Source organism: Streptomyces sp. NPDC051578 (assembly GCF_044454045.1).
Classification (GTDB): domain Bacteria; phylum Actinomycetota; class Actinomycetes; order Streptomycetales; family Streptomycetaceae; genus Streptomyces.
The window spans coordinates 25,810-51,051 of record NZ_JBITDH010000015.1; the positions used below are offsets into that span (position 1 = coordinate 25,810).

28 protein-coding genes are annotated in these 25,242 nt (G+C 72.4%); 5 read left to right on the plus strand and 23 right to left on the minus strand.

Annotated features, from left to right (window positions below; translation table 11 throughout):
- Nucleotides 1–37 precede the first annotated feature (37 nt).
- The 5 genes from ACIA6C_RS31955 to ACIA6C_RS31975 form a co-directional block, all read right to left on the minus strand.
- A complete protein-coding gene (locus tag ACIA6C_RS31955) occupies nt 38–370 on the minus strand; it encodes a TcmI family type II polyketide cyclase (protein WP_361138391.1) in 333 nt (110 codons plus the stop codon).
- Between the two features lie 32 nt (nt 371–402).
- The gene (locus ACIA6C_RS31960) at nt 403–1,068 is read right to left on the minus strand and encodes a TetR/AcrR family transcriptional regulator C-terminal domain-containing protein (RefSeq protein ID WP_399281166.1); all 666 of its coding nucleotides are present in this window, start codon (nt 1,066–1,068) and stop codon (nt 403–405) included.
- Nucleotides 1,069–1,139: 71 nt separating this feature from the next.
- Nucleotides 1,140–2,609 (minus strand): FAD-dependent monooxygenase, encoded by a 1,470-nt coding sequence (locus ACIA6C_RS31965; RefSeq protein WP_399281168.1) that lies wholly within the window; start codon nt 2,607–2,609, stop codon nt 1,140–1,142.
- 222 nt (nt 2,610–2,831) lie between these two features.
- Complete coding sequence (locus tag ACIA6C_RS31970) at nt 2,832–3,674, minus strand: hypothetical protein (protein ID WP_399281170.1); 843 nt, start codon at nt 3,672–3,674, stop codon at nt 2,832–2,834.
- A gap of 53 nt (nt 3,675–3,727) precedes the next feature.
- Nucleotides 3,728–4,498: a response regulator transcription factor gene (locus ACIA6C_RS31975; protein WP_366081306.1), complete on the minus strand. Its 771-nt coding sequence runs from the start codon at nt 4,496–4,498 to the stop codon at nt 3,728–3,730.
- Nucleotides 4,499–4,748: 250 nt separating this feature from the next.
- Between ACIA6C_RS31975 and ACIA6C_RS31980 the strand changes: the two genes are divergently transcribed.
- Nucleotides 4,749–5,348, plus strand: coding sequence for a ScbR family autoregulator-binding transcription factor (locus ACIA6C_RS31980; protein WP_399281172.1), 600 nt, complete (start codon nt 4,749–4,751; stop codon nt 5,346–5,348).
- Between the two features lie 42 nt (nt 5,349–5,390).
- On the opposite strand, the gene ACIA6C_RS31985 is transcribed toward ACIA6C_RS31980, so the two are convergent.
- The 6 genes from ACIA6C_RS31985 to ACIA6C_RS32010 form a co-directional block, all read right to left on the minus strand.
- Complete coding sequence (locus ACIA6C_RS31985) at nt 5,391–6,389, minus strand: cyclase (protein ID WP_399281174.1); 999 nt, start codon at nt 6,387–6,389, stop codon at nt 5,391–5,393.
- A gap of 74 nt (nt 6,390–6,463) precedes the next feature.
- Nucleotides 6,464–6,727: an actinorhodin polyketide synthase gene (locus tag ACIA6C_RS31990; RefSeq protein ID WP_361138409.1), complete on the minus strand. Its 264-nt coding sequence runs from the start codon at nt 6,725–6,727 to the stop codon at nt 6,464–6,466.
- Nucleotides 6,728–6,928: 201 nt separating this feature from the next.
- Nucleotides 6,929–7,750 carry an AfsR/SARP family transcriptional regulator gene (locus ACIA6C_RS31995; RefSeq protein WP_361138412.1) on the minus strand — a complete coding sequence of 274 codons (822 nt, stop codon included), beginning with the start codon at nt 7,748–7,750 and terminating at the stop codon, nt 6,929–6,931.
- Nucleotides 7,751–7,931: 181 nt separating this feature from the next.
- Nucleotides 7,932–8,768 carry a BTAD domain-containing putative transcriptional regulator gene (locus ACIA6C_RS32000; RefSeq protein WP_399281176.1) on the minus strand — a complete coding sequence of 279 codons (837 nt, stop codon included), beginning with the start codon at nt 8,766–8,768 and terminating at the stop codon, nt 7,932–7,934.
- Nucleotides 8,769–9,186: 418 nt separating this feature from the next.
- A complete protein-coding gene (locus ACIA6C_RS32005) occupies nt 9,187–9,849 on the minus strand; it encodes a ScbR family autoregulator-binding transcription factor (protein WP_399281178.1) in 663 nt (220 codons plus the stop codon).
- A 101-nt stretch (nt 9,850–9,950) separates the two neighbouring features.
- On the minus strand, nt 9,951–10,652 hold the full coding sequence (locus tag ACIA6C_RS32010; protein ID WP_399281180.1) for a ScbR family autoregulator-binding transcription factor: 702 nt from the start codon (nt 10,650–10,652) through the stop codon (nt 9,951–9,953).
- Nucleotides 10,653–11,259: 607 nt separating this feature from the next.
- Between ACIA6C_RS32010 and ACIA6C_RS32015 the strand changes: the two genes are divergently transcribed.
- Nucleotides 11,260–12,357: a ScbA/BarX family gamma-butyrolactone biosynthesis protein gene (locus ACIA6C_RS32015; protein ID WP_399281182.1), complete on the plus strand. Its 1,098-nt coding sequence runs from the start codon at nt 11,260–11,262 to the stop codon at nt 12,355–12,357.
- Here the strand turns inward: ACIA6C_RS32015 and ACIA6C_RS32020 are convergent.
- Nucleotides 12,270–13,274, minus strand: coding sequence for an NAD-dependent epimerase/dehydratase family protein (locus ACIA6C_RS32020; protein WP_399281184.1), 1,005 nt, complete (start codon nt 13,272–13,274; stop codon nt 12,270–12,272). The two genes, ACIA6C_RS32015 and ACIA6C_RS32020, sit on opposite strands and share 88 nt — an antisense overlap.
- Nucleotides 13,275–13,414: 140 nt before the next feature.
- Here ACIA6C_RS32020 and ACIA6C_RS32025 point away from each other — a divergent pair, with 140 nt between their 5' ends.
- A complete protein-coding gene (locus ACIA6C_RS32025; RefSeq protein WP_399281186.1) occupies nt 13,415–13,897 on the plus strand; it encodes a GNAT family N-acetyltransferase in 483 nt (160 codons plus the stop codon).
- 64 nt (nt 13,898–13,961) lie between these two features.
- On the opposite strand, the gene ACIA6C_RS32030 is transcribed toward ACIA6C_RS32025, so the two are convergent.
- From ACIA6C_RS32030 to ACIA6C_RS32045, 4 genes are all read right to left on the minus strand, one after another.
- On the minus strand, nt 13,962–14,186 hold the full coding sequence (locus tag ACIA6C_RS32030; protein ID WP_399281188.1) for a DUF4287 domain-containing protein: 225 nt from the start codon (nt 14,184–14,186) through the stop codon (nt 13,962–13,964).
- Nucleotides 14,183–14,776 (minus strand): dihydrofolate reductase family protein, encoded by a 594-nt coding sequence (locus ACIA6C_RS32035; RefSeq protein WP_399281190.1) that lies wholly within the window; start codon nt 14,774–14,776, stop codon nt 14,183–14,185. The genes ACIA6C_RS32030 and ACIA6C_RS32035 overlap by 4 nt, the downstream gene beginning before the upstream one ends.
- Nucleotides 14,777–14,834: 58 nt before the next feature.
- Nucleotides 14,835–15,497, minus strand: a complete 663-nt coding sequence (locus ACIA6C_RS32040; RefSeq protein ID WP_399281243.1) for a DUF998 domain-containing protein — start codon at nt 15,495–15,497, stop codon at nt 14,835–14,837.
- A gap of 181 nt (nt 15,498–15,678) precedes the next feature.
- Nucleotides 15,679–16,086 carry an SgcJ/EcaC family oxidoreductase gene (locus tag ACIA6C_RS32045; RefSeq protein WP_399281192.1) on the minus strand — a complete coding sequence of 136 codons (408 nt, stop codon included), beginning with the start codon at nt 16,084–16,086 and terminating at the stop codon, nt 15,679–15,681.
- Nucleotides 16,087–16,145: 59 nt separating this feature from the next.
- Here ACIA6C_RS32045 and ACIA6C_RS32050 point away from each other — a divergent pair, with 59 nt between their 5' ends.
- Nucleotides 16,146–16,685 (plus strand): flavoprotein, encoded by a 540-nt coding sequence (locus ACIA6C_RS32050; protein WP_399281194.1) that lies wholly within the window; start codon nt 16,146–16,148, stop codon nt 16,683–16,685.
- Nucleotides 16,686–16,700: 15 nt separating this feature from the next.
- On the opposite strand, the gene ACIA6C_RS32055 is transcribed toward ACIA6C_RS32050, so the two are convergent.
- The 4 genes from ACIA6C_RS32055 to ACIA6C_RS32070 form a co-directional block, all read right to left on the minus strand.
- Nucleotides 16,701–17,207 (minus strand): DinB family protein, encoded by a 507-nt coding sequence (locus tag ACIA6C_RS32055; RefSeq protein WP_399281196.1) that lies wholly within the window; start codon nt 17,205–17,207, stop codon nt 16,701–16,703.
- A gap of 158 nt (nt 17,208–17,365) precedes the next feature.
- Nucleotides 17,366–18,130 (minus strand): ScbR family autoregulator-binding transcription factor, encoded by a 765-nt coding sequence (locus ACIA6C_RS32060; RefSeq protein ID WP_399281198.1) that lies wholly within the window; start codon nt 18,128–18,130, stop codon nt 17,366–17,368.
- A gap of 115 nt (nt 18,131–18,245) precedes the next feature.
- Nucleotides 18,246–19,100, minus strand: coding sequence for an AfsR/SARP family transcriptional regulator (locus ACIA6C_RS32065; protein WP_361138451.1), 855 nt, complete (start codon nt 19,098–19,100; stop codon nt 18,246–18,248).
- Between the two features lie 200 nt (nt 19,101–19,300).
- Entirely contained in the window at nt 19,301–19,909 is a 609-nt protein-coding gene (locus tag ACIA6C_RS32070; protein WP_399281200.1) for a ScbR family autoregulator-binding transcription factor, read from the minus strand.
- 285 nt (nt 19,910–20,194) lie between these two features.
- On the opposite strand from ACIA6C_RS32070, the gene ACIA6C_RS32075 reads away from it, so the two are divergent.
- Nucleotides 20,195–20,965, plus strand: a complete 771-nt coding sequence (locus ACIA6C_RS32075) for a glucose 1-dehydrogenase (RefSeq protein ID WP_361138457.1) — start codon at nt 20,195–20,197, stop codon at nt 20,963–20,965.
- Nucleotides 20,966–21,145: 180 nt separating this feature from the next.
- Here ACIA6C_RS32075 and ACIA6C_RS32080 read toward each other — a convergent pair whose 3' ends face one another.
- The 3 genes from ACIA6C_RS32080 to argG all read right to left on the minus strand — a co-directional run bounded on the left by ACIA6C_RS32080 (nt 21,146) and on the right by argG (nt 24,772).
- Nucleotides 21,146–22,363, minus strand: a complete 1,218-nt coding sequence (locus ACIA6C_RS32080; protein WP_399281203.1) for a cation:proton antiporter — start codon at nt 22,361–22,363, stop codon at nt 21,146–21,148.
- 92 nt (nt 22,364–22,455) lie between these two features.
- On the minus strand, nt 22,456–23,184 hold the full coding sequence (locus ACIA6C_RS32085) for a TetR/AcrR family transcriptional regulator (protein WP_399281205.1): 729 nt from the start codon (nt 23,182–23,184) through the stop codon (nt 22,456–22,458).
- Between the two features lie 142 nt (nt 23,185–23,326).
- Nucleotides 23,327–24,772 (minus strand): argininosuccinate synthase, encoded by a 1,446-nt coding sequence (gene argG, locus ACIA6C_RS32090; RefSeq protein ID WP_399281207.1) that lies wholly within the window; start codon nt 24,770–24,772, stop codon nt 23,327–23,329.
- Nucleotides 24,773–25,242: the final 470 nt, after the last annotated feature.

Here is a 25,242-nt window from a genome sequence, read left to right on the forward strand (position 1 = left end):
CGGTACGGCCCTCCCCTCGCGTAGGCGTGGCGGCTGCTCACTCGGACGCCGTCCAGTCGTAGAAGCGCGTGGCCATGGCGTCGGCGGGGGTGCGCCAGGTCGCCGGGTCGTACGGCTGGATGAACGGCATCAGGTCGTGGCTGATCTTCATGAAGCGGGGGTCGTTGCGGGACTCCTGGATGCGGCGGCCGCCGTCGTCCTCCGCGAAGTCCTGGAGGTGGAAGTAGAGGCCCTTGTACATGAACAGCCTGCGGCGCAGGGTACCCATCCGCTGAGGCATGTCGGTCTGGTCGAACTCGGTGAAGAGGCGGGCCACTTGATCGCTGGACATGCTGTCCATCCGGGCCACGATCAGGTTGCTGTGCGTCATCTGGTCTCTCTCTTCCGTGCGTCGGGGGCGGTTCAGGGGCGGTACAGGCGGATGAAGTCCGCGACGCCGTCGGCGATCAGCGCGTCGGCCTCGGCACGCGGCACGGGCAGGGCGCCGAGGAAGGAGCGCTGGACGACACCGGAGGGGACCAGCACGATGAAACGTTCCGCCGCCTGGTCGGCGTCGGGGATGTCGAGCAGTCCGCGGGCCGCGACGCCCCGCAGCCTGCGGGCCAGCTCGCTCCGTGCCCGGCGGGGGCCGGCCGCCTGCCACTTCTCGACGGCTTCGACCGGCAGCCGGGTCACCTCGGCGCTGACGTGGCGCACGATCGCGAAGTGCTCGCGGAACGCCTCCAGCGGCGCGAGCCAGGCCCGGCCCAGCGCGATGAGGTCCTGCTCCAGGTCGGTGATCTGCGCCAGGCAGCTCTCGGCGACCGCCGCGAGGGCGGCCGCGACGGAGACGGAGCTGTCCAGCAGCACGCCCACCAGCAGCTGTTCGTGGTCGGGGAAGCACCGCCGTACGGTGCCCAGCGGTACGCCCGCCTCGGCGGCCGTGGCCTCGGCGGTGCAGCGTCTCCAGCCCTCGCGGGCCAGCACGGTGCGGGCCGCCCTGACGATGGCGCGGCGTTCGTCGGCCGCTTCGTCCGACGGCCGGGTGGTGCGTTCAAGGGTGGCCGACGTCGCTCGCGGCATTGCCATGTCCGGGTTCCTCCTCGTGACGTGCTCGTCCGGCCGGCGGGTGCGCCGGCCGGCAAGTGGTGCGGGCGTCGTCAGGGAGTGCCGAACCAGCGTTCCAGCGCCATGGGCAGGTCGTGGTGGCTGCCGGGCGCCGCCCAGGCCACGTACCCGTCGGGGCGGATCAGCAGGGCGGTGGTGTCGCGCAGGTCCCCGTCCTGCGGGTTGCCGCGCGGCCTGGCGGTGACGATGTCGACCCGGTCGGCCCAGGCCGCGGCGCGCTGCCGCAGCCGCGGGTTGTCCGCGAGGTCGAGGAGCACGCCGCGGGCGGGGTGCAGCAGCTCCGTGCTGGAGGTGGCGCCGCCCGGGCCGGCCAGCTCCAGGTGCGGCATGCGCCGGCCCAGCAGCGGGTGGGTTCCCCTGCCCACGTCGTAGGCGATCTCCAGGCCGCTGACCATGGCCGCGAGGTGGCGCGCCACGTCCTCGTACGCCATGAGTTCCCCGAGCGTGTCGCGCAGCGGCTGTACCTCGGCGCCGCTGAGGAACAGCAGTCCCTGGGCGCGGGTGTTCATCAGCAGCCGGCGGCCGACGGGGTGCCGCTCGCCGTGGTAGGTGTCGAGCAGGGCGGCCGGGGCCCGGCCGCTGACCACGGCGGCGAGCTTCCAGCCCAGGTTCACGGCGTCCTGGATGCCGGTGTTCATGCCCTGGCCGCCGGCGGGGAGGTGGATGTGCGCCGCGTCCCCGGCCAGCAGTACGCGGCAGCGCCGGTACTCGCTCGCCTGCCGGGCCGCGTCGCCGAAGGCGCTCACCCACACCGGCTCGGCCGCGGAGATGTCGTCGCCGGTGAGCCGCTGCCAGGCGGCGGCGACCTCCGCGAAGGGCGGCGGGCCCTCGCGCCGGCGCGGCGGCGTACCGCGTTCGCAGACGATGATCCGGGTGACGCCGCCGGGCAGCGGCCCCACCATCACCATGCCGCCGGGCAGGGTCTCGCCGATCATGCGGGGCTTGAGGTCGACACCCTTGATGTCGGCGAGGTACATCTCCATCGTCGCCGCCGTGCCGGGGAAGTCGAACCCGGCCGCCTTGCGTACGGTGCTGCGCCCGCCGTCGCAGCCCACCAGGTAGGCGGCGCGCAGGGTGTGCGTCCCGCCGGGGCCGCGCACCTCCACCTCGGCGCCGTCGCCGTCGTCGCGCACGGCGAGCACCTCGTGGCCGCGCCGTACGTCGGCCCCCAGGCCGGTGGCCCATTCCTCCAGGCGGGTCTCGGTGACCGACTGCGGCACCGCCTTGGCGGCGCGGCACGTCGTTTCGCCGAGCACACCGAAGTCCAGGGGCAGGCCGCCGAAGTGGCCCAGCGTGCTGGTCTCTATCTCGCCGAACCGGGCGAGGAGGCCGCGCTGGTCGAAGGTCTCCAGGGTGCGGGCGGTGAAGCCGAGGCCGCGCGATTCCCCCGTGCGCCGTTCCAGCCGCTCCAGGACGACGACGTCGACCCCCGCGAGCCGCAGTTCGCCGGCGAGCATCATTCCCGTGGGTCCCGCGCCGACGACGATGACCGGTGCGTCCATCACGTCTCCTTGAATTCGCCTCCGGAGACAGTGCACCGGATCTTGACTACAAGGTTCTTCGGATGCGAACGGGCATTCAATGGGCCTGGTTTCAGGACTCGGTCAGGTTCCACAAGAGCCGGTCCGCAGCCTCGGAGGACGGCCAAGAGCATGTCAAGGACAGGTCAGGGGCGCGGCCCCTGACCCTGCGCGGGCAACGGCTCCGCCGGGTGTGCCCGCCGGTCAGCGGCGGGCGGCGCGGCGGCTGAAGCAGGAACGGACGTCGCTCTCGTTGTAGTACGTGCGCCCCGCGCGGTTGCGGCGGCGCCACCGCTCCTCGCTCGCCAGCCGGTAGACGGTGCCCATCGGCACCTGCCACAGCTGCGCGATGTCGGCGCCGGCCAGCCAGCGTTCGGCGGGCGGTGCGGCGGCGCCGCCCGCCGGGCGCCCGGAGTCGGCGCCGTCCATGGAGTCGCTCAGCTCGCTCCACCGGTCGCTGGTCCAGCGGTGGGCCGGATCGGCGTCGCACACGATCGCGCGGCCGGCGTCCCGCTCGCCCTCACGGGCGGCGAGGGCGAGGGCTCCGGCGCAGTCGGGCTGCGGGCAGGCGCCCAGCCGGATGCGGCGGGCGGGGTCGGGGAAGGCCGCACGGCGCCCGGCCCGTACCAGGCGGGCCACCTCCTCGCTGGCCTCGGCCGCCGCGGGGTGCGCCGCGAGCCAGTCCGCGTGGCGAAGAAGGAACGAGGTGAGGGCGGGGGCGGTACGGGGCGGCGCGGCCAGCCCCCGCTGCTGGGCGACCAGGCCGCTCCACGAGCCGAGGACGGAGACGATGCGCGCCCGTACGTCGGCGGCGGCGCCGTTGAACGGAAGGCCGGGCAGGTCACCGCCGGTGGTGCGTTCGCGCAGGCTGCCGGGGGCGCCGCCACCGAGCATCCGGCCGCACTCCTCGTAGAGGTGCGCCAGTTCGGCGAGTCCCGCGGCGAGGTGGGCGCGGCACTGGCGGCACAGCCGGGTGCCCGCGGACGTGCGCCGCCGGGTGTGCCCGCCGCGGCAGCCCTCGCCGTGGCAGAGAGTCGTCACCGTCATGTCGTTCCCCCTTCTGCTGGCGCGCCGGGTCCGGGTGCTGTCGCGGACCTGGTTCAGCCGTGGCCGAACCGGAAGCCGACGCCGCGGACCGTGATGATCCAGCCGGCGCCGATCTTGTTGCGCAACGTGCTGACGTGCGTGTCGACGGTCCGGCGCGACCAGGAGTCGCCCCAGACCTGCTCCATGAGGAGCTTGCGCGGAATGACGGTGCCGGGGTGGGAGGCCAGGAGGTAGAGCATGTCGAACTCCTTGCGGGTGGTCTCGACGGGCTCCCCGTCCAAGGTGACCTCCCGGGTCCCCGCGTCGATCCGCAGCGGTCCGGCGGTGATGGCCGCGGCCACGGGACGCGGCGGGCGGGCCCGGCGCATGACCGCTTCCATCCGGGCCATCAGCTCGCGGAACCCGTAGGGCTTGACCAGGTAGTCGTCCGCGCCGGCCTGGAGACCGAGTACGCGGTCCAGTTCGCTGCCCCGCGCGGTCACCGCGATCACGGCGATCTCGTGGGCGGAACGGATGCCCCGGCAGACCTCCAGCCCGTCCAGGTCCGGAAGTTCCAGGTCGAGCAGGACGAGGTCGGCGTCGGCGTAACTGCGCAGCGCCTCGCTGCCCGTGGCGACGATGTCGACCTCGTGCCCGTGGCGGCGCAGTCCGCGCGCCAGGGTCTCGGCCTCGACCGCGTTGCTCTCGACGATGAGAATGCGCCACAGCGCCGACTGGGCGGGGCCGCCCGCTTGCGTCCTGAGACCCTCCGCGAGGGAGAGCCCTCCGTTCACTCCTGCAGCGACCGTGTGAGGTTCCAGCACAGCCATGGAACGCTGGTTCATCTGCCCCCCGTCCTCAAGCTCAGTTGAGTCAACGTCAACGAACATACAAACCGCTTCGTCGGTTTGTCAAAGATCTGATTACCCCTCAAACCCTGTCGAGATAAGCAAAAAAGGGGTGATAGGGGGTGACGACGCACGCCGACTTCCACGCTTCCCTCGGCCAACCCACCCACCTTGCCGGAGCGCGAGGCGCTGGACAATACCAACGAGACGGTTTAATAAGGGAGTAACTGTCATAGGAGCAAGCGTGATGAAACAGGAGCGCGCCCTCCGGACCCGCCAGGCCCTGATCACGTCAGCGGCCACGGTGTTCGGACGGCGCGGATACGCGGAGGCGACGCTGAACATGATCAGCGCGGGAGCGGGAGTGACCCCGGGCGCCTTGCACTTCCACTTCGAGAACAAGGCCGCGGTCGCGGCGGCCGTCGAGGCCGCGGCGGCCGGATCCCTGCGCACGGTGGCCCACGAGGTGTACGCGCGCCGGACGTCGGCCCTCCAGGCCCTGGCCGACAGCTCGCTGGCGCTCGCCCACGCGCTCCTGTCCGACGTGGTGGCCCGGGCGGGCTTCCAGCTCGGCCACGAGGTCCTGTACCCGACGGTGTTCGACCTGCGCGAGGAATGGCACGCCTACGTGCACCGGCTGCTCAAGGAAGCGGACGCCGAGGACTCGCTCCTGCCCGGCCTGTGCCGGCGGCACGCCGCGGCGATGGTGGTGGCGGCGACCATCGGCTTCGAGGTACTGGGCCGGGACGACCCCCGGTGGCTCTCCCGGCGCACGCTGACCGGCTTCTGGCAGGTGGTGCTGCCCTGCCTGGCGGACCCGGAGGCACTGCGCGAGCTGGACCTCTAGAGCGCCTCGAAGTACCGGTACAGGACCGCTCGAAGCCCGGTCTCACACCGAGCGCAGGGTGCGGGCCGCCTCGCCCGCGGCCTGCCGCGCGGGACCGAGGACCGCCGCGCTCTCGCGCCCGAGGAGCTCGCGCACGTGGCGGCGCGCCGACCCCGGGTCCGCGCCCGGTCCCAGCACCCGCTCCACCGCCCTGCCGTCCAGCAGGACGGAGTGCCGGGAGACCACCGTGCACCCGGCCCCCGGGTCGGGCAGCACCGACCACTCGCCGGTGTGCGCGGCCAGCAGGGGGTGAGGCCGGATCTGCTTGTGGACGATGCGTCCTGCCGCCGGGAAGCACAACCGCAGCGACTGCGTGGTGTACGCGCAGCCGTCGCCGTTCAGCCGGACCAGGGCGGCGCGCTGCACTCCGGGCCGCTCCTCGGTCACGTCGGCGCGCACGACGTGCGGGACCCGGCCGGGCCAGGAGTTCACGCCGTACAGGAACTCCAGGAGCTGTTCGCCCGATCCGGGCACCCGTACGCGGTCCTGGAAGGTCATCAGCAGTCCGTCGAGGGCCGTCCAGCGCTCGGCCGCCGCCCTGAGTCCGTCCAGTGCGGCGCGGGCGGCCCGCCCGGCGGCCGCGAGCGCCCGTTCCGTGGCCGCCGTCCGGGCCCCGGAGAGGGTGCTCTCCTGCTCCAGCGTCAGTCGCGACCAGCCCGGCGCCAGTTCGCTCACGCCCAGCCGACCGGAGACGGAGGTGAAGGGGGCCTGCGGGTCCTCCTGGTGGAAGCCGACCCGCAGCGCGCCCGCGTCGAGGCTCCGGCGCCAGCGCGAGGACGTCACGGCGCCCCCCTCGCCCGGGGCGGCGGACCACAGGCAGAACCTGTCCCGGTCGCCGTCCGCGTCCAGCGGCTCCACGTGCAGGGCGTGGGGCAGGAACAGCGGCCAGTGGGTGGTGTCGGCGACCAGCGCGTACAGGACGCCGGCCGGGGCGGCGGCGTCGACCGCACACGACGTCCGGTGCTGCGCCGGCCCGGAAGGCCGTACTGGCTTCAAAGACATCGGGCACCTCCTCCAACGCTTGACGCAGACCTTGTCCGAAGCCGCTGGAGCTCCGCATGAGCCCCGCTGGAGGGTCAGACGGCGGCGCGTGAGCCCAGCACGCTGTTGACGAGGGCGAGGTACCGCCTCGGGGTGTCGGCGAGTTCGAGCTGCTCGCCGTCGAGGAGGATGTCGAACTTCCGCTCGATGTAGCCGGTGGTCTGCAGGACGGAGAGACAGTCGTAGCCGAGTTCCACCCAGTAGAGGTCCAGGGCGTCGCCGTTCAGTTCGACGCCTTCCTCCTCGCCTCCCCAGAACCGCAGGATGCGGGTCAGGTCGGTGAGTTCCAGCCGGTCCATGGCCTACCTTCCTCCTCCTGCGGGGGCGGTCCGCCCCCTCGGCCCGACGCGGCGCGCCGGGCCGAGCAGAGTCTGGCGGCGCACGGTCGAGCCCTCCTTGAGCCCCCGTGCGGCGCCGGTCGAGCACTTCCGTGCGAACGGCCGCCGTCCGTACGGCCGCCGTCCAGGCGGCCACCGCCCGTGTGGCGGCCGCGGTACGGCTTACGCCGCGTACAGGTCGAAGGTCGAGCTGCGGCGCGGGCCCGCCGCCACGTCGAGTGCGGGGTCCACCCGCAGCATCGCCTGGTGCAGGCGCTGGAGCTGGTGCGAGGGCTCCACCCCGAGGTCGTCGATCAGCCGGGTGCGCAGCCTGCGGTAGACGTCCAGTGCGGTGGCCTGCCGGCCCGAGCGGTACAGCGCCACCATGGCCTGGGAGTGCAGGCCCTCGTGCTGCGGATGGCGGGCCATCAGCTCGGCGAGTTCGGCGAGCAGTTCGGTGTGCCGCCCCAGTCTGAGGTCCACGTCGATGCGCCGCTCGGTGGTCACCAGCCGGCTCTCCGCGAGCCGCAGCACCTCGATCTCCAGGACCGGTCCGACCCGTACGTCGACCAGCGCCGGCCCTTCCCACAGCGCGAGCGCCTTGCGCAGCAGGCCGGCGGCGCGCTCGTCGTCCCCGGCTTCGAAGGCGCCCTGGCCCTCGGCCACGAGGCGCTCGTACTCGTGCACGTCGACGCTCTCCGGCGGGATCTGGAGCAGGTAGCCGCCGTGCCGGGTGGTGAGCACGTCCTTGGCGGAGCCGGGGGCGCCGGGGCCCATGGCCGTCCCGAGGCGCCGGCGCAGCTGGAGGATGTACGTCTGCAAGGTGGTGAGCGCGCTCTGCGGCGGTTCGGTGCCCCAGATCTCTTCCATGAGGGTGGGGATCGGCGCCACCCGGCCGGGGTGGAGCGCGAGGAGCGCCAGGATCTGGCGCGGCTTGCCCGCCGTAGGAACGATCGATCCCCCGTTGACTTCTGCGTTCAACGGTCCCAGAACCTGAATCTTCACGGTCTCCCGTCTCCCCTCCGGAATGGGTCGAGATGCTCACGGCTGTCAGCATTCGACGCGAGCACGGTAGCGGCGCGGTGTGCGATGTCCCCGAAATCTCCAGCCGCTGTCGAGCGGCGCTCCGAGGACGCTGGGGCGGACCGTCGGCGCGGCGGCCCGGCGCGGCGGCCCGGCGCGGCCGTCAGCCCGCGGGGACCAGCCGCTTGCGCGCGGGCCGTGCCGTCTCCTCCTGCGCGTCGGCGGCGTTCTCGGGGTCGGCCAGCAGGATCGAGCGCTGGAGCGCCCGCAGGGCGCCCGAGGGTTCGATGCCCAGCTCCTCGACGAGGTTGGTGCGCAGCCGCTGGTAGGCGGTGAGCGCTTCGCCACGGCGGCCGGAGCGGTGCAGGGCCAGCATGAACTGGCCGTGCAGGTTCTCATGGGTGCGGTAGCGGCTGACCAGGACGGTCAGTTCGGCGAGCAGCTCCCGGTGCCGGCCGAGCCGCAGGTCCGCCTCGATGCGCCGGTCCAGGGCGCACAGCCGGGTCTCCTCCAGCCGCCATGTCTCCATGTCCAGCTGCACGCCGCCCGCCACGTCGGCGAACGCGGGTCCCGACCACAGGGCCAACGCCTCGCGCAGCAGCCGCGCCGCGGTGCGGTGGTCGCCGGCGTCCATGGCGCGGTAGCCGAGGCCCGCGAGCCGGTCGAACTCGCGGACGTCGCTGGTGCCGCCGTTGCTGTTCAGCTGGTAGCCGCCGGGCAGGGTGACGAGGACGTCCTTGGCCGTGCGCGTGTCGTCGCCGCCGCGCTCCAGTGCCGCCGTGATCAGCGAGCGCAGCTGGAGCACGTACGTCTGCAAGGTGGTGCGGGCGCTGCGCGGCGGTTCACCGCCCCACAGCTCCTCGATCAGCGCGGTCACCGGGACCACCCGGTCGGCGTGCAGGGCCAGGAGCGCCAGGACCTGCCGGGGCTTGGCGGCGGTCGGGGTGATGGAGATGCCGTTCTCCCGTACCACCAGTGCGCCCAGTACTTCGATGTCCACGACGTGCTCCCCCTGCTTCGGTCCTGGATGCGTCCTTGAGTCTCGCTGGAATGAGGAAAAAACAGCATCGCCGGTTTGTCAATACCAGACCGTTCGTACTGTTTCGATCCGGACAGTGTCCGAAATCCCGCCACCAGGCCTCTGAACTGCACTTTCGTGCCGCCAGGACCCTCCGGGCACTCCGGCTGCCCATGAAAAATCCCTTCGGGGAGAATCCCGAAGGGAGGGCGAAGCGGGCCGGAACCCGACCGCGCGGTCCGGTCGTGAAGCCTGGATCAAGGGGCCTGGGTCAGGGGGCCCGGATCAGGGGACAACCCGTGCGCCGCGCGGCGGAACGGATCCCCACGAGGCCCGCGGGGCCGCGCGGCGGCCGTGGGACGCCGCGCGGGCCGTCAGACCCGTGGGGTCCGTACGCGCGTCAAGAGGCCTTGGCGGACCGGGCGTCCGCAGCGGTGCCCGACCCGGCGGCCCGTACGTCGCCGAGCCGGTGGGGGGCCACCAGCTGGGGCAGCATCAGGTTCCAGTACCGGGTGAGCGAGGAACGGGAGGACCACTCGCGGCGGTCGGCCCCGAGCACCTCGAAGCCGACGATCGCCGCCACGACGGCCGCGGCCGCGTCCTGCGGCGACACCCTGTCCGCCAGCAGCCCTTCGGCCGCCGCCTCCCGGAACATGGCCTCGACCCACCGCTGCCACTGCCGGCGCACGGCCCAGCCGCGCTCGCGGCCCACCGCCGACCGGGCGCCGTTGCCCGCGACCAGCCCGAACGCCGCGCTGACGACGGCGTCCCGGGCCAGCAGCGCCACGAGGTCGTGGGTCGAGTCGATCAGCAGCTGGAGGCAGTTGGGCCCGGCGGGCCGGGACACGGTGATGGTCCGCAGGTTCTCCGCCGCCCGTTCGACCACGGCGTCGGCAAGGGCGGTCTTGCTGCCGAAATGGAAGTGCAGCCCGCCCGTACTGACTCCGGCCCGCTTGCTGATGGTGGCGATGGAGGCGGTTTCGTACCCCTCCTCCGCGAACACCTCCGCTGCCGCGCGGACCAGACTTTCGCGCGTACGGGCCGCGCGCTCCTGCTTCACCATGACATCTCCACAAACCGTACCAGCGGTTTGCCCCAGGGAACGTGTGGATCATGATGGTCGGCCGGACCGGACGAGCCGGCCCGGAGTCCCGCTCGACCGGCTCAGGAGGCCAACGGTTCCCTGACCGGGGCCTGGTCCGCCTCCGCCTCTTCCCCGAGGGCCAGTTCCAATGCCCGGATCTCCGCCACGACCCGGTCCCCGCGGTCGGCCGCCATGTCCAGGCGGGCGAGCACGGCCGGTGTCGCGATGCTGGGGTAGAGGTGCTGGTAGAACGAGGCCACCCGGTATTCCAGGTCCGCCCGGCCGGTCAGCGTCTGGGAGTAGAGCTGTACGCCGGCCCAGCCGGCGGAGATGATCCAGGCGGCTTCGGCGGGTTCCACGTGGGGCAGCAGTTCGCCCTGGGCCTTCGCCTGCGTCAGCCGCTCCTCGGTGACCTCGATCCAGGCGGGTACCGATCCGCCGCCGAAGATCTCCCTCATGTCGGGCCCCAGGGACAGCCGGGCGCCGGCGCTGAGCATCGGGTGGCGCCGCATCCGGTGGCCGAGCACCATACCGACGTCGAACAGCTCCTGGAGCTTGCTCTCGCGCGGGGGGACGCCGCCTTCGGCCATCTGCTCGTCGAGGACGCCCTGGGCCAGCTCCTGCTTCGAGGAGAAGTGGAAGTACAGGGCGCCCTTGGTGACGCCCGCCCGGGCGAGGATGTCCGCGATCGTCGCCGCCTCGTAGCCCCGCTCGTCGAAGACGGCGGCGGCCGCCTCCAAGATTGCGCGCCGCGTGCGGACCGCACGCTCTTGCCGTGCCACGATGCCTCCGGTGATGTGTGGGAAACCGACCAAGGGGCCCTCTATGGAGATGCCCCGCCCCCCCACCATAAAAAGAACCAGAAGGTCCGTATTTTATCAACCCCGACAAGGTAACAACCTGGAGTTTCGAGGCACTTTCACCGACGCGCCACCTCGCATCGCCGCGCCTCACACGGGAACCGGACACGCTCTCCCGGCGGGGACCCCTTCCCAACCGTTGAAGACCATACTAAACCGCTTGATCGGTTTGTTAGGCGTCCACGGGACACGGCGGTCACACCCTCCGGCATACCCGCCGCAGCCACTCTCCGCAGGCGGCAGGGGGTACGGACTTTGGGCGTGACCACATCGCGCGGAGGCGCCGCAGGGAGCGGAATACCGCCTCCCACTTGGGACGGGACCTCACGGTGCCACGCAGTGCGATCAGTTCGTAACGTGCCTGGTAGGGGTCGGGTTGGGGTGCTCCGAACCCTCGGTAGGAGCACCCCCGCGACATGACTCATGTAACAACTGGGCGTCCGAAGTACCTTGCAAACAAAACCGGAGAGTACGTATCTTGCGTGACCAGGAGCACCCCAACCGTCGTTACGACTCTGTGGAGAGGTCAATGACCCTGCTGACGTTCCAGACCGACGCCCAGGTGCAGCCCCTGTCTGGAACAGGAGCACCGTGGGCGCGCTGCAACGACCTTCCAGAGCTCACGAGCACGGTACCGAGGGAATACGTGCACCGGAGTTCCGTCGCGGAGGTGTTCCTGACCGGTTACCGGCGCATCGGGGACGACCTCTTCCTGCTCAACGGCCAGTGGCCCCGCGCCCACACCTTCTTCACCACCGCCGACGGCACCAGCCACGACCCCGTCCAGGCCGGCGAGACCATCCGCCAGGCCGGGCTCCTGCTGTGCCACGCCGAGTACGGCGTACCGCTCGGGCACAACGCTCTGCTCTGGAACCTCGGTTTCAAGGCGGACCCCGAGCAGCTGTTCATAGGAACCCGCCCCACCGACCTGGAACTCATCGCCTCGTGCCGTGACTTCGCCTGGAAGGGCAACCGGTTCTCCGGCTTCCTCGAAGTGAGCATCCGCCGCGACGGCCGGGTGGCGGCCACCGGCACGGCGTTCTTCAGCTTCGTCCCGCCCGCGGTCTACAGACGGTTGCGCGGTGAGTGCACCAGCAGCGCCACCGCGCCGGTGGTCCGGGCGACGCCGGTCCCTGCGGTCGAGGCCGGCCGGCTCCTGCCGATCGACGTCGTGCTCGCCCCTTCCGGGGAACCGGACCGCTGGCTGCTCAGCCCGCACCTGAGCCACCCGATCCTCTTCGAGCACGCCAATGACCACCACCCGGCGATGGTCCTGGTCGAGGCGGCCCGGCAGGCCGCGTACAGCACCTTCGCGGGCGACTCGTTCACCGTCACGGGGATCGAGTCGTCCTTCCTCAACTACGCCGAGCTCGACGCCCCGTGCTGGATCGAGGCCGAGGTGGTCCCTGCGTCGGACCCCTGCGTCCGCAGCGTGCAGGTGATCGGCCGTCAGGGCGACGTGAAGGTCTTCGAGGCGCTGGTCAGCGGTACGGTGCCCGCCGCCGCCGGATCGGGCCCCGTCACCCTGTCCCCGGTCACCTACCCGGCCGAGGTCACCACGGTGCCCGTCGCAGCGGCGCCCCTCGCCGTGGCACCCGTCGCCGTCCCGGCGCTCGCCGCCCTCTGATCCCGGTACCAGGAGGCGTACCGCTCGAATGCCTCCCCCAGTCGCGGGCCCGGTCCTGTCCCCACCAGCTTCCACAGACGCCCGCTGTCGTACCAGTGGTCGACCGTGAGCAGGGACAGCCTGCGACGTACGACGGGATCGTCCGCACCGCCCAGCAGCTCCAGCGCCTCTCCCACGGTGACCTCGCCCTGCGGGAGCGGCACGTCCAGCGCCCGGGCCACGGCGGTGATCAGCTCACGGCAGGTCACCGGCTCCGGATGGGAGGCGTGCAGCACCTGTCCGGCGGGTAGTCCGGGCAGCCGTGCCAGGTCCGCCACCGCCCCCGCCAGCGCGTCCACCGAGATCATCGACATCCGCGCGCTGCCGCCGTCCACCCAGTGCGGGAGCCGCACCATCAGGTCCGCGACCGCGGGGATCACCCACGTGTCTCCGCGGCCGTAGACCAGGTGCGGCCGCAGCACGGTGCCGCCTGCCGCGAGGACCAGCCGTTCGCCGGCCAGCCGCGTGACGCTGGTCGGCGAGGACGGCTCCTCGGCCAACACGCCCTCGGCCGCCCCCCGGTGCGGTTCATCACGGTACACGGCGGCGGTGCCGAGGTGCACGAAGCGACGTACGCCCGCCCGCGCTGCCTCGGCCAGCAGGGCCCGGGTGCCTTCGGTGTTGACCGCCCGGCACTGCTCCTGCGTGCCTCCGATGCGGGCCGCGAGGTGGACGACGGTGGTGACGCCGTCGCAGATCCCGTGCAGCGAGGCCGGGTCGGTGAGATCCCCGGTCACCGTCTCGACGGCCCCGGCGCCGTCGCCGTCGTCCGGGCTGGGGCGGCGGTGGGTGAACAGCCGCAGCACCGGGGCGTCCGGGCCTGCGGTGCGCAGCCTCTGTGTCACGTGGGAGCCGACGAAGCCGGTGCCGCCCGTCACGAGGATCCGTTCGGGTATCAACGACAGCCTTTCGCCGGGGAAGTGGTGGGCGTGAACCGGGGTCCGGGATGTGCCCTCGTCCTGTCATACCCCATGCCGCGCCCGCTGATCACGTCGCCGTAGGAAAGTAGGCTGAGAATATGACCAGCTCAACTCCCCGTCTGGCGCCGGTGACCCCCGATAACTTCGACGCCGTGTGTGCGATCCGGCTCCACCCGCATCAGGAGGGCTTCGTATCGCCTGTCCTGAAATCGCTTGCCGAGGCGTACGTCTACGGGCCGCTCGCCTGGCCCCGGGCCATCATCGACGGGGACGAAGTGGTGGGGTTCGTCATGGCGTTCCTGGACTTCCCCTGGGACGGGAACCCCGCCGACCGGCGCTCGGGCCTGTGGCGCCTGAACATCTCCGCCGACCACCAGGGCAAGGGCTACGGCCGTTTCGCGGTCGGGGCCGTCGCCGAGGAGGTCCGCCGCGCGGGGGGCTCGCGCCTCTACGTCACCTGGCACCCCGGTGAGCGCGGCCCCGAGCCCTTCTACCTCGGCCTCGGGTTCCGCACCACGGGCGAACTCAGCGGCGCCCAACGCGTGGGCGTCCTCGACCTCCCGCCGTCGGCCCAGGCCTAGGCATGGCCCAGACCTAGGCGTTGTCCGGGCCCGGGCCACGCCTAGGCCTTGCCCCGTGCCACGCCTAGGCCTTGCCCCGGCCGGCGCCGTCGCCGGTCAGGTGGTGGGCCACGAGGGCGTTGGCGTGGCCGTGTCCCAGCCCGTGTTCGGTCTTCAACCAGGAGACCAGTCCCATGTGCTTCGTCAGCGGGGAGTTCCGCAGGAGCTCCTGCCACTGCGCGATCGGGCGCCCGTACGTGCGCTCGATGGACGGGAAGTAGCTCGCAGGTCCCTTCACCGGGGCGCTCATGCCGCCACCGCCCGGTAGGTGCAGACGTTCGCGCCCGTGGAGGCGGTGACCACGGAGACCAGCTCCAGGGTGCGCAGGCCTCCGTCCTCCGGGAAGATCGACTTCCCGCCGCCGAGCAGCACCGGCATGACGACGAGCCGCAGTTCGTCGACCAGGCCCTCGCTCAGCAGGCTGCGGACGAGCGTCGGGCTGCCCATGACGAGCAGGTCGCCCCCGACGCCCGCGCGCAGCGTGCCGATCCGGGCGACGGCCTCGGCGGCCGGGACGAGCCGGGTGTGCCGCCAGGTCAGGTCGGCTTCGCCGAGCGTGCCGGACACCACGTACTTGGGCAGGGAGTTCATCCGGTCCGCGAAGGGGTCACCGGCCCGCTCGGGCCACGCCGCGGCCATCGTCTGCCACGTCCGGCGCCCGAACAGCAGGGCTTCGGCGTCGGCCAGGGCGCCGGCGAAGGCGCCGCCGACCACTTCGGGGTCGAAGAACGGGTGCGACCAGCCGCCGTGGCCGAAGCCGCCGTCCCGGTCCTCGTCGGGGCCTCCCGGGGCCTGGACGACCCCGTCCAGGCTGATGAACTCACTGATCACGATGCGCATGAGGGCAGTACTTCCTGTTGTCTCGGGGTTCGGAGGAGCATCACGGACGGTGGGGGCGCTACCGGGTCACGCCGTCCCCGGCGAGCCGGACGCACACGGCGGTCAGCCACACCAGTCCGAGCACGGCGCCGGAGGTGAAGGCCAGGACGGTGACGGCGGAGGCCATGAAGCCGGCCGCCACCACCACCGGTACGAGGCGTGAGGCCACGGCCCAGCCGCGCCGGCCGCGGGCGGCGAAGGTACGGCCCAGGACGACGAACGCGGCGCAGAGCGCGAGGCAGCCCACCATGCCGCCGAGCATGTGCACCGCTCCGTGTCCGCTGAGCGTGGCGGTGGCCGCCTCGGGGGTCCCGGCGCAGAATCCGGCGCCGGGGTCGGCGTCGAACGCCGCCGCGGCGAGGAACGAGGCGCCGAACACCCCGACCAGCGCGGACACCCAGCGCTGCCCGGGTCCCCCGACCAGCGCCCTGCGGACACCCACCGCGCCGGCGAGGACGAGCACCCCGGTCAGCAGGAAGCCCGTCACCTGGATCCAGCCGAGGTCGCCGAGGCTGAGCTGGCTGATGGCGTTGCGCCGGAAGTCGAAGTCCGGGCGGGCCAGCCCTGGGCGAGGCCCGCGGTGACGAACAGCGGTCCGCCGACGGCTCCGCAGGCCAGCAGGGCGCGCGCGTCCCGCGCTCCCCGGTCGCCGCAGCTGCGTACGGCCGCGTGGTGACCGCAGGGCGCGCGTCGTCGAGTGTCCCGATCACCCTCAATCCCCTCCTGTAAATGTGGACGCCGTCCACATCCGGCCGGCAGGAAGCCTACAAAGGAATGTGCACGCTGTCCACATTGAATGTCCCGCTGCTCACAGGGATGGACCGGACCCGCGCCGAAAACTCATCGGTCCGCCGCGAACAGGTCTACGCGGCCCGCACTTGGGTGTTCTGGCAGGCGGTCAGCAGCCAGCGCCCGTCGCCCTGCCGGGTCATCACGTACAGCGGCGCCCCCTCGCTGCCGGCGCCCTCCGCCGGCGCGTACACCTGACGGACCTTCACCGCGGCCACGTCCGGCCGCAGAAACACGGTGTGCGTCACCCCGTATGTCACGCGGCCGTCCCAGCTCGCGGCCGGGAGCACGGCACGCGTGAACGCGGCGATCTCCTCGAAACCGATCAGCACCTTGCCGTGGGCGGTGGTCCATATCGCGTCGGGGTGGAAGAGCGCGAGGAACCCTTCGGCGTCCTTCGCCCGCTGGGTGCGTTCGACGGTGGCGACGACCTCCGCGATGGCCTTGACGGCGGCGTTCCGCTCTTCGTTGTCGATGTCCATGACGGGCAGCCTGGGCCCTCAAGCATGGTTGAGGTCAAGGAATATGATCACATGACGGTATGACGAGGACTCTGTACCTGCTCTGCTCGGCCGCCCCACCCGTCTTCGACGTGGCGCATGTCATCGAGGACGCCCAGTCGCGCGGCTGGGACGTCTGCCTCGGCTTGACCCCGACCGCCGCGCACTGGGTGTCCGGAAGCCTCGACGGACTCGCCGCGCTCACCGGGAACCCCGTGCGGTGGCAGTACCCGCTGCCCGGCGAACCCGACCCGTGGCCGGCCGCCGACGCCGTGCTGTTCGCCCCCGCCACCCTCAACTCGCTGAGCGCCTGGGCCCTCGGGCTCACCGACCGGTTCGTCGCCGGGGTCGCCGCCGAAGCCATCGGCCGGAACACCCCGACGGTGGCCGTGCCCTGCCTGAGCCCCGCCCTGGCGGCGCACCCCCGCTTCGAGCTGTCCCTGAGCGTGCTGCGGGGCGCGGGCGTCGAGCTCCTGTACGGCGAGAGCGCCCCCACCCCGCCCGCCGAGGGCGCCCCCGCCTTCCCCTGGACCCCGGCCCTCGACGCGGTGGACCGGGCCACGGCCCGCCCGACCGCGTGACCGGCCACCGGGCGGCTACTCCCCGGTGACCCCGTCGATCACCTCGCGCAACAGGTCCGCGTGCCCGTTGTGCCGGGCGTACTCCTCGATCATGTGGGCCAGGACGTAGCGCAGCGAGTACGTCTCCTCCCCGAAGTGCCCCTGCGCGTCCAGCGACCCGGCCGCCTCCACGATGGCCCGCGACCGCGCGCAGGTCTCCTCCCAGATCCGGAACGACTCGGCCGGGTCCGCGTCCTCGACGTGGAACTCCGTCCGTTCCCCGGCCGCGTTCTTCGGGAAGTAGCCCCGTACGTCCTCGCCGTTCAGGACGTTGCGGAACCAGCTCCGCTCGACCTCGGCGAGGTGGCGCACCAGCCCCAGCAGGCTCAGCCCCGACGGGGCGACGGCCCTGCGCCGCAGCTGCTCGTCCGTCAGGCCCGCGCACTTCATCATCAGGGTGTCGCGCTGCCACTGCAGCACGCTGGTCAGCGTGGCCCGCTCGTCGCCGTCCAGCACGGGCGGCGTCCTCTTCTCGTCATTCACCGGCCCATGATCACAGCATTCGGGGAAGCAGGCACCTGCGTTCTCACCGGCGACCGCGGGTCCCGGCGACCGCGACCCCGGCGGCGACCCTGCCGCCGCCCGCGCGGCGACCCGGCCGCCGCCGGGCAACCCGCCACCCTGGGCGCCTGCGCGCCGCCTCACACGACGCCGCCCACCGCCCCGGCACCCGCACCCGCACCGGCCGCCTCGGCGGCGTCCACGTCCGCGCCGCCACCCGTCCGGTAATCCCCCACCCGCGCGACGCCCACCAGGCTCGGCAGCAGCAGCCCCCACAACGCCGCGACCTTGCGCCGCAACTCCCCGTACGACAACCCGGTCCCGGACAGCACCTCGATGCCCGACAGGGCGGCGGCGACCAACGCCTCCGCCTCCTCCCATCGTCCCGCGCCGAACTCCCCGTCCCCGCCGAACCCGGCGTCCCCGACGAACCCCGCGTCGTCGCCGAACTCCCCGGCCCCGACGAACCCCGCACCCGCCAACTCGCCCGCGTCCCGCGCCATCCGCAGCAGCCCGCACACCGACGCCAGCCACGCCCCGTGGAAGTCCATCACCGCCGGCTGCTGCCCCGCGCACTCCTTGGTGATCCGGAAGCTCGCCGGGATCGCCGCATCCTCGTGCAGCGTCCGCGCCAGCCAGTGCGTCGTGTCGATCAGCACCTGCAACGGCGAGGCGCCGCCCTCCCGCAGCCCTCGTACCGCCTCGTGCAGCAGCCGGCACCCCTGCCGCTGCACGGCGTCGGCCAGGTCGTCCTTCGACGCGAAGTGGAAGTATAGCGCTCCCTTGGTGACCCCCGCCGCGCGCGCGATGTCCCCCAGCGTCGCGTTGGCGTAGCCATGGCGGTGGAACAACTCGGCCCCGGCGAAGACCAACCGCCTACGTGTCCGCTCCGACCTCTCCTGCACCGCTCGTCTCCTCTCGTCCGCGCCGCCACGCACGCACCGCACACACCGCCCCGACCCGCACGTCGTGGCCCGTCACCCGGGGCCGCACATCGGCCCCCTACCCCGGTCCCGCACATCAAGCCCGTACGAGCCGCTCCCGCACGTCCGCCACACCCGCACCGGCCGCCACACCCGCACCGACGACCCGGCCCGCGGCCACCCCGTCCGGCCCCGCCATCAGGATCGACCGCTGCAAGCGCCGCAGCGCGGCCGACGGCTCCAGACCCAAGTCCCGCACCAGCGTCGTCCGCAGCCGCTGGTACACGTCCAGCGCCTCGCCGCGCCGCCCCGACCGGTGCAGCGCGAGCATGAACTGTCCGTGCAGGTTCTCGTGCGTCCGGTACCGGCTCACCAGCACCGTCAGCTCCGCGAGCAGCTCGCGGTGCCGGCCCAGCCGCAGGTCCGCCTCGATCCGCTGGTCGAGCGCACACAGCCGGGTCTCCTCCAGCCGTCGCGCCTCCATGTCCAGCTGCACACCGCCGTGCACGTCGGCGAACGCCGGCCCCGACCACAGCGCCAGCGCCTCCCGCAGCAGCCGCGCCGCCCCCGGGTGGTCACCGGCGTCCATGGCCCGGTAGCCCATGCCCGAGAGCCGGTCGAACTCCCGCACGTCGCTGGTCCCGCCCCCGCTGTTGAGCAGGTACCCGCCCGGCAGCGTCACCAGGACGTCCTTCGCCGTCCGCGAGCCGTCACCCCCCTCCAGGGCGACCGCGATGAGCGAGCGCAACTGGAGTACGTACGTCTGCAACGTGGTACGGGCGCTGCGCGGCGGCAGTTCGCCCCACAGCTCCTCGATCAGCGCCGATACGGGTACCACCTGATCGGCATGGAGGGCCAGAAGCGCCAGGACCTGCCGGGGCTTGGGAGCTGTCGGCGTTATGGAGGTCCCGTTCTCCCGTACGGCCAGTGCGCCCAGTACATCGATGTCCACGTCGTACTCCCCTGTCCTTGGATGAGTCGCAGGAGCTAGTAAAAAACGGGACAGACGGTTTGTCAACCTGCTTCACCGCTTCTCTTTTCACGCCGACCCGCCCCCTCACCACCCCCTCCCAGTCGCCCCACCTGCGCTGTTCACCTCTCAGCCGCTCGCCCAGCCCCACTCCCTCGACCTTATTACCAAACCGTTTGGTCTCATTCCGTTATCTTGTCACCTCGGCTCGGCGCCCGCCCACCCAGCATCAGCGTCCAGATCCGCGCCACCGTCTCCGGCCCCACCCACCCGGGCTCGGCCGCGCCCATCACCTCCAGCCCGACCGTCGAGGCCACCACCGCCCGCGCCGCGTCCCGCGGGGAAACGCCCTCGGCCAGGGTCCCTCCGCGCTCGGCGGCCTCCAGTAACTCGTCCACCCACAGCCGCCACCTCCCCCACACGTCGATCCGGCCCTCGCGCGAGACGTCGGCGGACAGCCCGAAGCCGGCCCGCACCACGACGTCCTCGGCCAGCAGCGTCATCAGCGCGGACGTGGAGTCCAGCAGCACCCGCAGCGGGTCCGCCGCCACCTCCCCCGCCGCCCTGGCCGCATCGATGATCCGCCGCACCGCCTCGACGGACCGGTCCTCGACGGCCCGGGCCAGCGCGGCCTTCCCGGCGAAGTGGAAGTGGAACCCCCCGGTGGTCACCCCGGCCCGGCGGCTGATCGTCGCGACGGACGCGGCGGCGAACCCCTCCTCGGCGAACACCTCCGCCGCGGCGCGCACGAGTGACTCCCGCGTGCGCGTCGCACGCTCCTGCTTATCCATGGGGGCTCCACAAACCGCATGCGCCGCATGCGCGGTACACCGAAGAAGGTGTGACGAGTTCGGGCGGCCACAGTCGGTGCCGGCAGCCGAGCCCGGCCGGACTCCCACTGGAGCCACAGCTTCCGAGTCCCCGTCGGCCACTCCGCGCACCCTCCACACAACCCGCCCTCCGCCCCCTTCCCCGATGCCCTTTCCGATGCCCGGCTCACGCCCGGTCCGACCGGCGGACCTGATCATGTGACGGCCTGGTTCCAACCCGCCTACCCGCTGCTACTGTCAGCCCTCATGAGCGGTGACATCGGTGTTCTCATAGGCAAGTCGGCCCTGATCACGGGTGCCAGTGCGGGCATAGGAGCTGCCGCCGCCCGGGTGTTCTGCCGTGAAGGCGCAGCCGTCACGCTGGTTGCCCGCCGTGAGCCGCAACTGGCCGCGCTCACCGAGGAACTGCGCGCCGCCGGACACCGGGCCCAGTACGTCGTCGCCGACGTCGCCAAGAGCGAAGAGGTGGCCCGCGCCGTCGCCGCGGCCGTGGACACGTACGGCAGGCTGGACGCCGCTTTCAACAACGCGGGGTACGGCGTCGAGCCGAAGCCCCTGCACCTCCTCGACGAGGACGCCTACGACACCACCATGGACACGAACGTCCGCGGCGTCTGGAACTGCATGCGCCACGAGATCCGCGCGATGCTGCTCACCGGTGGCGGCGCGATCGTGAACAACAGCAGCACCGCCGGCCTGGTGGCCACCCCGGTGTCGGCCCCGTACATCGCCTCCAAGCACGCCGTCATCGGCATGACCAAGGCCGCCGCCACCGAGTACGCGCCCCACGGCATCCGCGTGAACGCCATCGCCCCCGGTTCCACGCGCAGCGAGATGATCGACGGTTGGCTCAAGAACAATCCGGAGATGGAGGACGTCCTCCTGCAAGCGGCCCCCCTCCCCCGCATCGCCGACCCCGCCGAGATCGCCGAAGCGGCCATGTGGCTGTGCAGCGACCGCGCCTCCTTCGTGGTCGGCACCACCCTCTCCGTGGACGGCGGCTGGACCACCCGCTGACGTCCCCGGCGTTAACGGCGTTAACGCCGTTAACGCCCGACGGTCCGCCGGCCTGACGGGCGGGGGAGCATTAACGGCGTTAACGCCCAGCGGCCGCCCACCTACCGGCCACCATTAACGGCGTTAACGCCCGGCCGCCCCGCCTCCCCCCACCCCCAACCGTTAACGGCGTTAACGCCGTTAACGGTCGCCCCCCACCAGCCGCCGGACCACCGGCCCCGTCACCGCCGTGGTCACCACGGCCATCAGCACCAGCACCGTGAACAGCTCGGGCCCGATCACCCCCAGCCCGAGCCCCACGTTCAGCACCACCAGCTCCGTCACCCCCCGGCAGTTCAGCAGCGCCCCCAGCACCATCGCGTCCCGCACCGGCCGCCCCGCCGCCCAAGCGGCCCCCGCGCCCCCGCCCCACTTCGCCGCGACCGCCACCACCAGCACCGCCCCCGCCCACAGCCACGCCCCCGCGTCGCCGCCCAGCAGCCCGACGTCCGTCCGCAGCCCGCTTCCGACGAAGAACAACGGCAGCAGCACCGGCACCATCACCTCCCGCATCCGCCGGGCCGCCCCCTCCACCGGCGGCCGGCCCCGCGGCACGACCGCGCCGAACACGAAGGCACCGAACAGGGGGTGCACCCCTATGACGTCCGTCGCGTACGCCGCCACGCACAGCCCGGCGAACAGCCCGACCACCCCACCGCCGCCGTCGGCCCACCGCTTCGCACACCGGGCCAGCACCGGCCGAACGCCCCACCACATCCCGGCGAGGAACACCCCGGCCAGTACCCCGGTGAGCGCCGCCCCGGCGAGACCGTTCCCGCCCGCCACCGCCACCACCACCGTCAGCAGGCACCACGCCACCACGTCCGCGACCGCCGCGCTGGCCATCGCCACAGCCCCGACCGGCGTGCCGTACAGCCCCTGCTCCGTCAGGATCCGCGCCAGCACCGGGAACGCCGTCACGCTCATCGCCACGGCCACGAACAGCACGAACTCGGCCCGGCCCACCCCGTCCGGCGCGAAGGCCCCGTACATCCCCGCCGCCAGCAGCCCGCCGAACGCCAGCGGTACGACCACGCTCGCCTGGCTCACCACCGCCACGGTCCGCCCGCGCCCCCGCAACAGGCCGAGGTCCAGCTCAAGCCCCACGAGGAACATGAAGACGACGAGGCCCAGATTCCCCAGCACCCCCAGGTACGGGAGCACCCCCGCCGGCAGCAACCACCCCTGCGCCTGCGGCCACACCCACCCCAGCAGCGAGGGCCCGAGCAGGATCCCCACGGCGATCTCCCCGACCACCGCCGGCTGCCCGCACCTGCGCATCACCACTGCGCCCGCCCCGCACAGCAGCAGGACCGCAGGAACCGCGATCAGCACTCCAGGCAGCGGATCACCCGCCACAGGCCCCTCCCGAAGACGGCGTCCCCGGCCCCCTCCCCCGGCCCCCGCACGCGGGAAACGGACCTACGCCGCAACGCCCGGACTTCCGAAGGTCACCGCCGCCCTTCCACGAGCAGCCCGATCCCGTCGAAGATCCGCTCCAGCCCGAACTCCAACGCCTGGTCCTGCCCACCGTGCGCCGCGACCGACGCCAGCGCGGCCGTCAGCGCCGGGTAGCCCTCCCCGTGCTCCCGCATCACCTCGTCCAGGGCCTTCGCGAGACCCGCGTCCGGCCCGGCGGAGCCGCCGCCCCTCGCCCGCTCCTGCTCGGCGATCCCCCGTACGTGGCCCGACACCAGCACCACCGCGTCCATCGCCTCGGCTCCGCTCAGCGCACACCCGTCCATCGCCGCGAGCGCCCGCTCCATCCACCCCACCTCCCGGGGACCCATCACCCGCGCCCCCACCGTCGCCTCCAGCAGCCACGGGTGCGCCCGGAAGCCCGCGAACAGCGCCCGCGCCCACACCCCGAGCCGCTCACGCCACCCGTCCCGGGCGGCCGTCTCCGTATCCAGCCCGGCCGGATCCGGCAGCGCGGCCTCCACCATCAGCGCGACCAGCTCGGCCTTCCCCGGCACGTACCGGTACAGCGCCATCTTCGTGACCCCGAGTTCCCCGGCGACGAGCTGCATCGACACACCGCCGAGCCCCTGCGCGTCGGCGATGGCCACCGCGGCCTCCGCGATGCCCCCGAGCGTCAGCCCGCGTTTCGGCCCCCTCGCCGGCTCCACCGCAGGCCCCCACAGCAGCCTCACCACCGCGCCCCAGTCCTCGTCCGCCACGGGATCCCCTCACCTCAGAAAATTGCGTCCACCATACACGTTAACGGCGTTAACGCCTCGGTCCCCCGAACGGCAAAAGGCCGGCCCAGCGCCAGAGGCACTGAGCCGACCTTCTTTCCCCGCCCGAGACAGTCGGCAGCGACTAGTCGGTACCGAACTCCATGGCCGCGCGGTCCAGCATCTCCTCGTCCTCGGAGACCTCACCCCGCGAGGCGATGGCCTCGGCCCCGCCCTCCGGCATGCTGCCGATCAGCCCGGTCGCAGCCGCCTGCGCCGCGCCGATCGCGGGATTGGCGGTGCCGATCAGCCCCAGCGCCGCGTACTGCTCCAGCTTGGAGCGCGAGTCGGCGATGTCCAGGTTGCGCATCGTGAGCTGACCGATCCGGTCCACCGGGCCGAAGGCCGAGTCCTCGGTGCGCTCCATGGACAGCTTGTCCGGGTGGTAGCTGAACGCGGGGCCGGAGGTGTCGAGGATCGAGTAGTCCTCACCGCGCCGCAGCCGCAGCGTCACCTCACCGGTGACGGCCGCGCCGACCCAGCGCTGCAGCGACTCCCGCACCATCAGCGCCTGCGGGTCCAGCCAGCGGCCCTCGTACATCAGGCGGCCGAGGCGCCGTCCCTCGTTGTGGTACTGGGCGACGGTGTCCTCGTTGTGGATCGCGTTCACCAGGCGCTCGTACGCGGCGTGCAGCAGCGCCATGCCGGGCGCCTCGTAGATGCCGCGGCTCTTGGCCTCGATGATCCGGTTCTCGATCTGGTCCGACATGCCCATGCCGTGACGCCCGCCGATGGCGTTCGCCTCCGTCACCAGCGCGACGGCCGAGGCGAACTTCTCTCCGTTGATGGTCACCGGACGGCCCTGGTCGAAGCCGATCGTGACGTCCTCGGTGGCGATCTCGACGGAGGGGTCCCAGAACCGCACGCCCATGATCGGCTCGACGGTCTCCACACCGGTGTCCAGGTGCTCCAGCGTCTTGGCCTCGTGGGTGGCGCCCCAGATGTTGGCGTCGGTGGAGTACGCCTTCTCGGTGCTGTCCCGGTAGGGCAGGTCGTGGGCCAGGAGCCACTCCGACATCTCCTTGCGGCCGCCCAGCTCGGTCACGAAGTCCGCGTCCAGCCAGGGCTTGTAGATCCGCAGGTGCGGGTTGGCGAGCAGGCCGTACCGGTAGAACCGCTCGATGTCGTTGCCCTTGAAGGTCGAGCCGTCGCCCCAGATCTGTACGTCGTCCTCAAGCATCGCCCGCACCAGGAGCGTGCCCGTGACGGCGCGGCCGAGGGGCGTGGTGTTGAAGTACGCCCGGCCGCCGGAGCGGATGTGGAACGCACCGCACGTGAGCGCGGCCAGCCCCTCCTCCACCAGCGCGGCGCGGCAGTCGACCAGCCGCGCGATCTCGGCACCGTACGCCTTCGCCCGACCGGGCACGGACCCGATGTCGGGCTCGTCGTACTGGCCGATGTCGGCGGTGTAGGTGCAGGGGATCGCACCCTTGTCGCGCATCCACGCGACGGCGACCGACGTGTCGAGACCGCCTGAGAAGGCAATGCCGACGCGCTCGCCGGCCGGAAGGGAGGTGAGGACCTTAGACATAGGAAGAGTATGCACTCCCCCGCATGATCATGCAAAACCCCACCCCGCCACTCCGCACCCTTAACGCCGTTAACGCCCCCCGGCTCCGCTGCTCCCCTTAACGGCGTTAACGCTCGCCCCTTCCGCCCCCTCCCCCTTAACGGCGTTAACGCCCAGACCCAGCCGCCCCGGGCACAGGCCCTCCCAGAGCATTAACGGCGTTAACGCCCCGCCCCGTGCCCCCACGCCATTCGCCACCCGCCGCCTCCGACCCCCCGACGGGTTGGCACCCTCCCCCAGGCCGGGGCTCACCTGCCAACTCCACCCAGGGCGCAGACCGAGACCCCCGCAACCCCAACGATCGGCACCCCACCCCCACCGCACCATTAACGGCGTTAACGCCCCGCCCCGTGCCCCCACGCCATTCGCCACCCGCCGCCTCCGACCCCCCGACGGGTTGGCACCCTCCCCCAGGCCGGGGCTCACCTGCC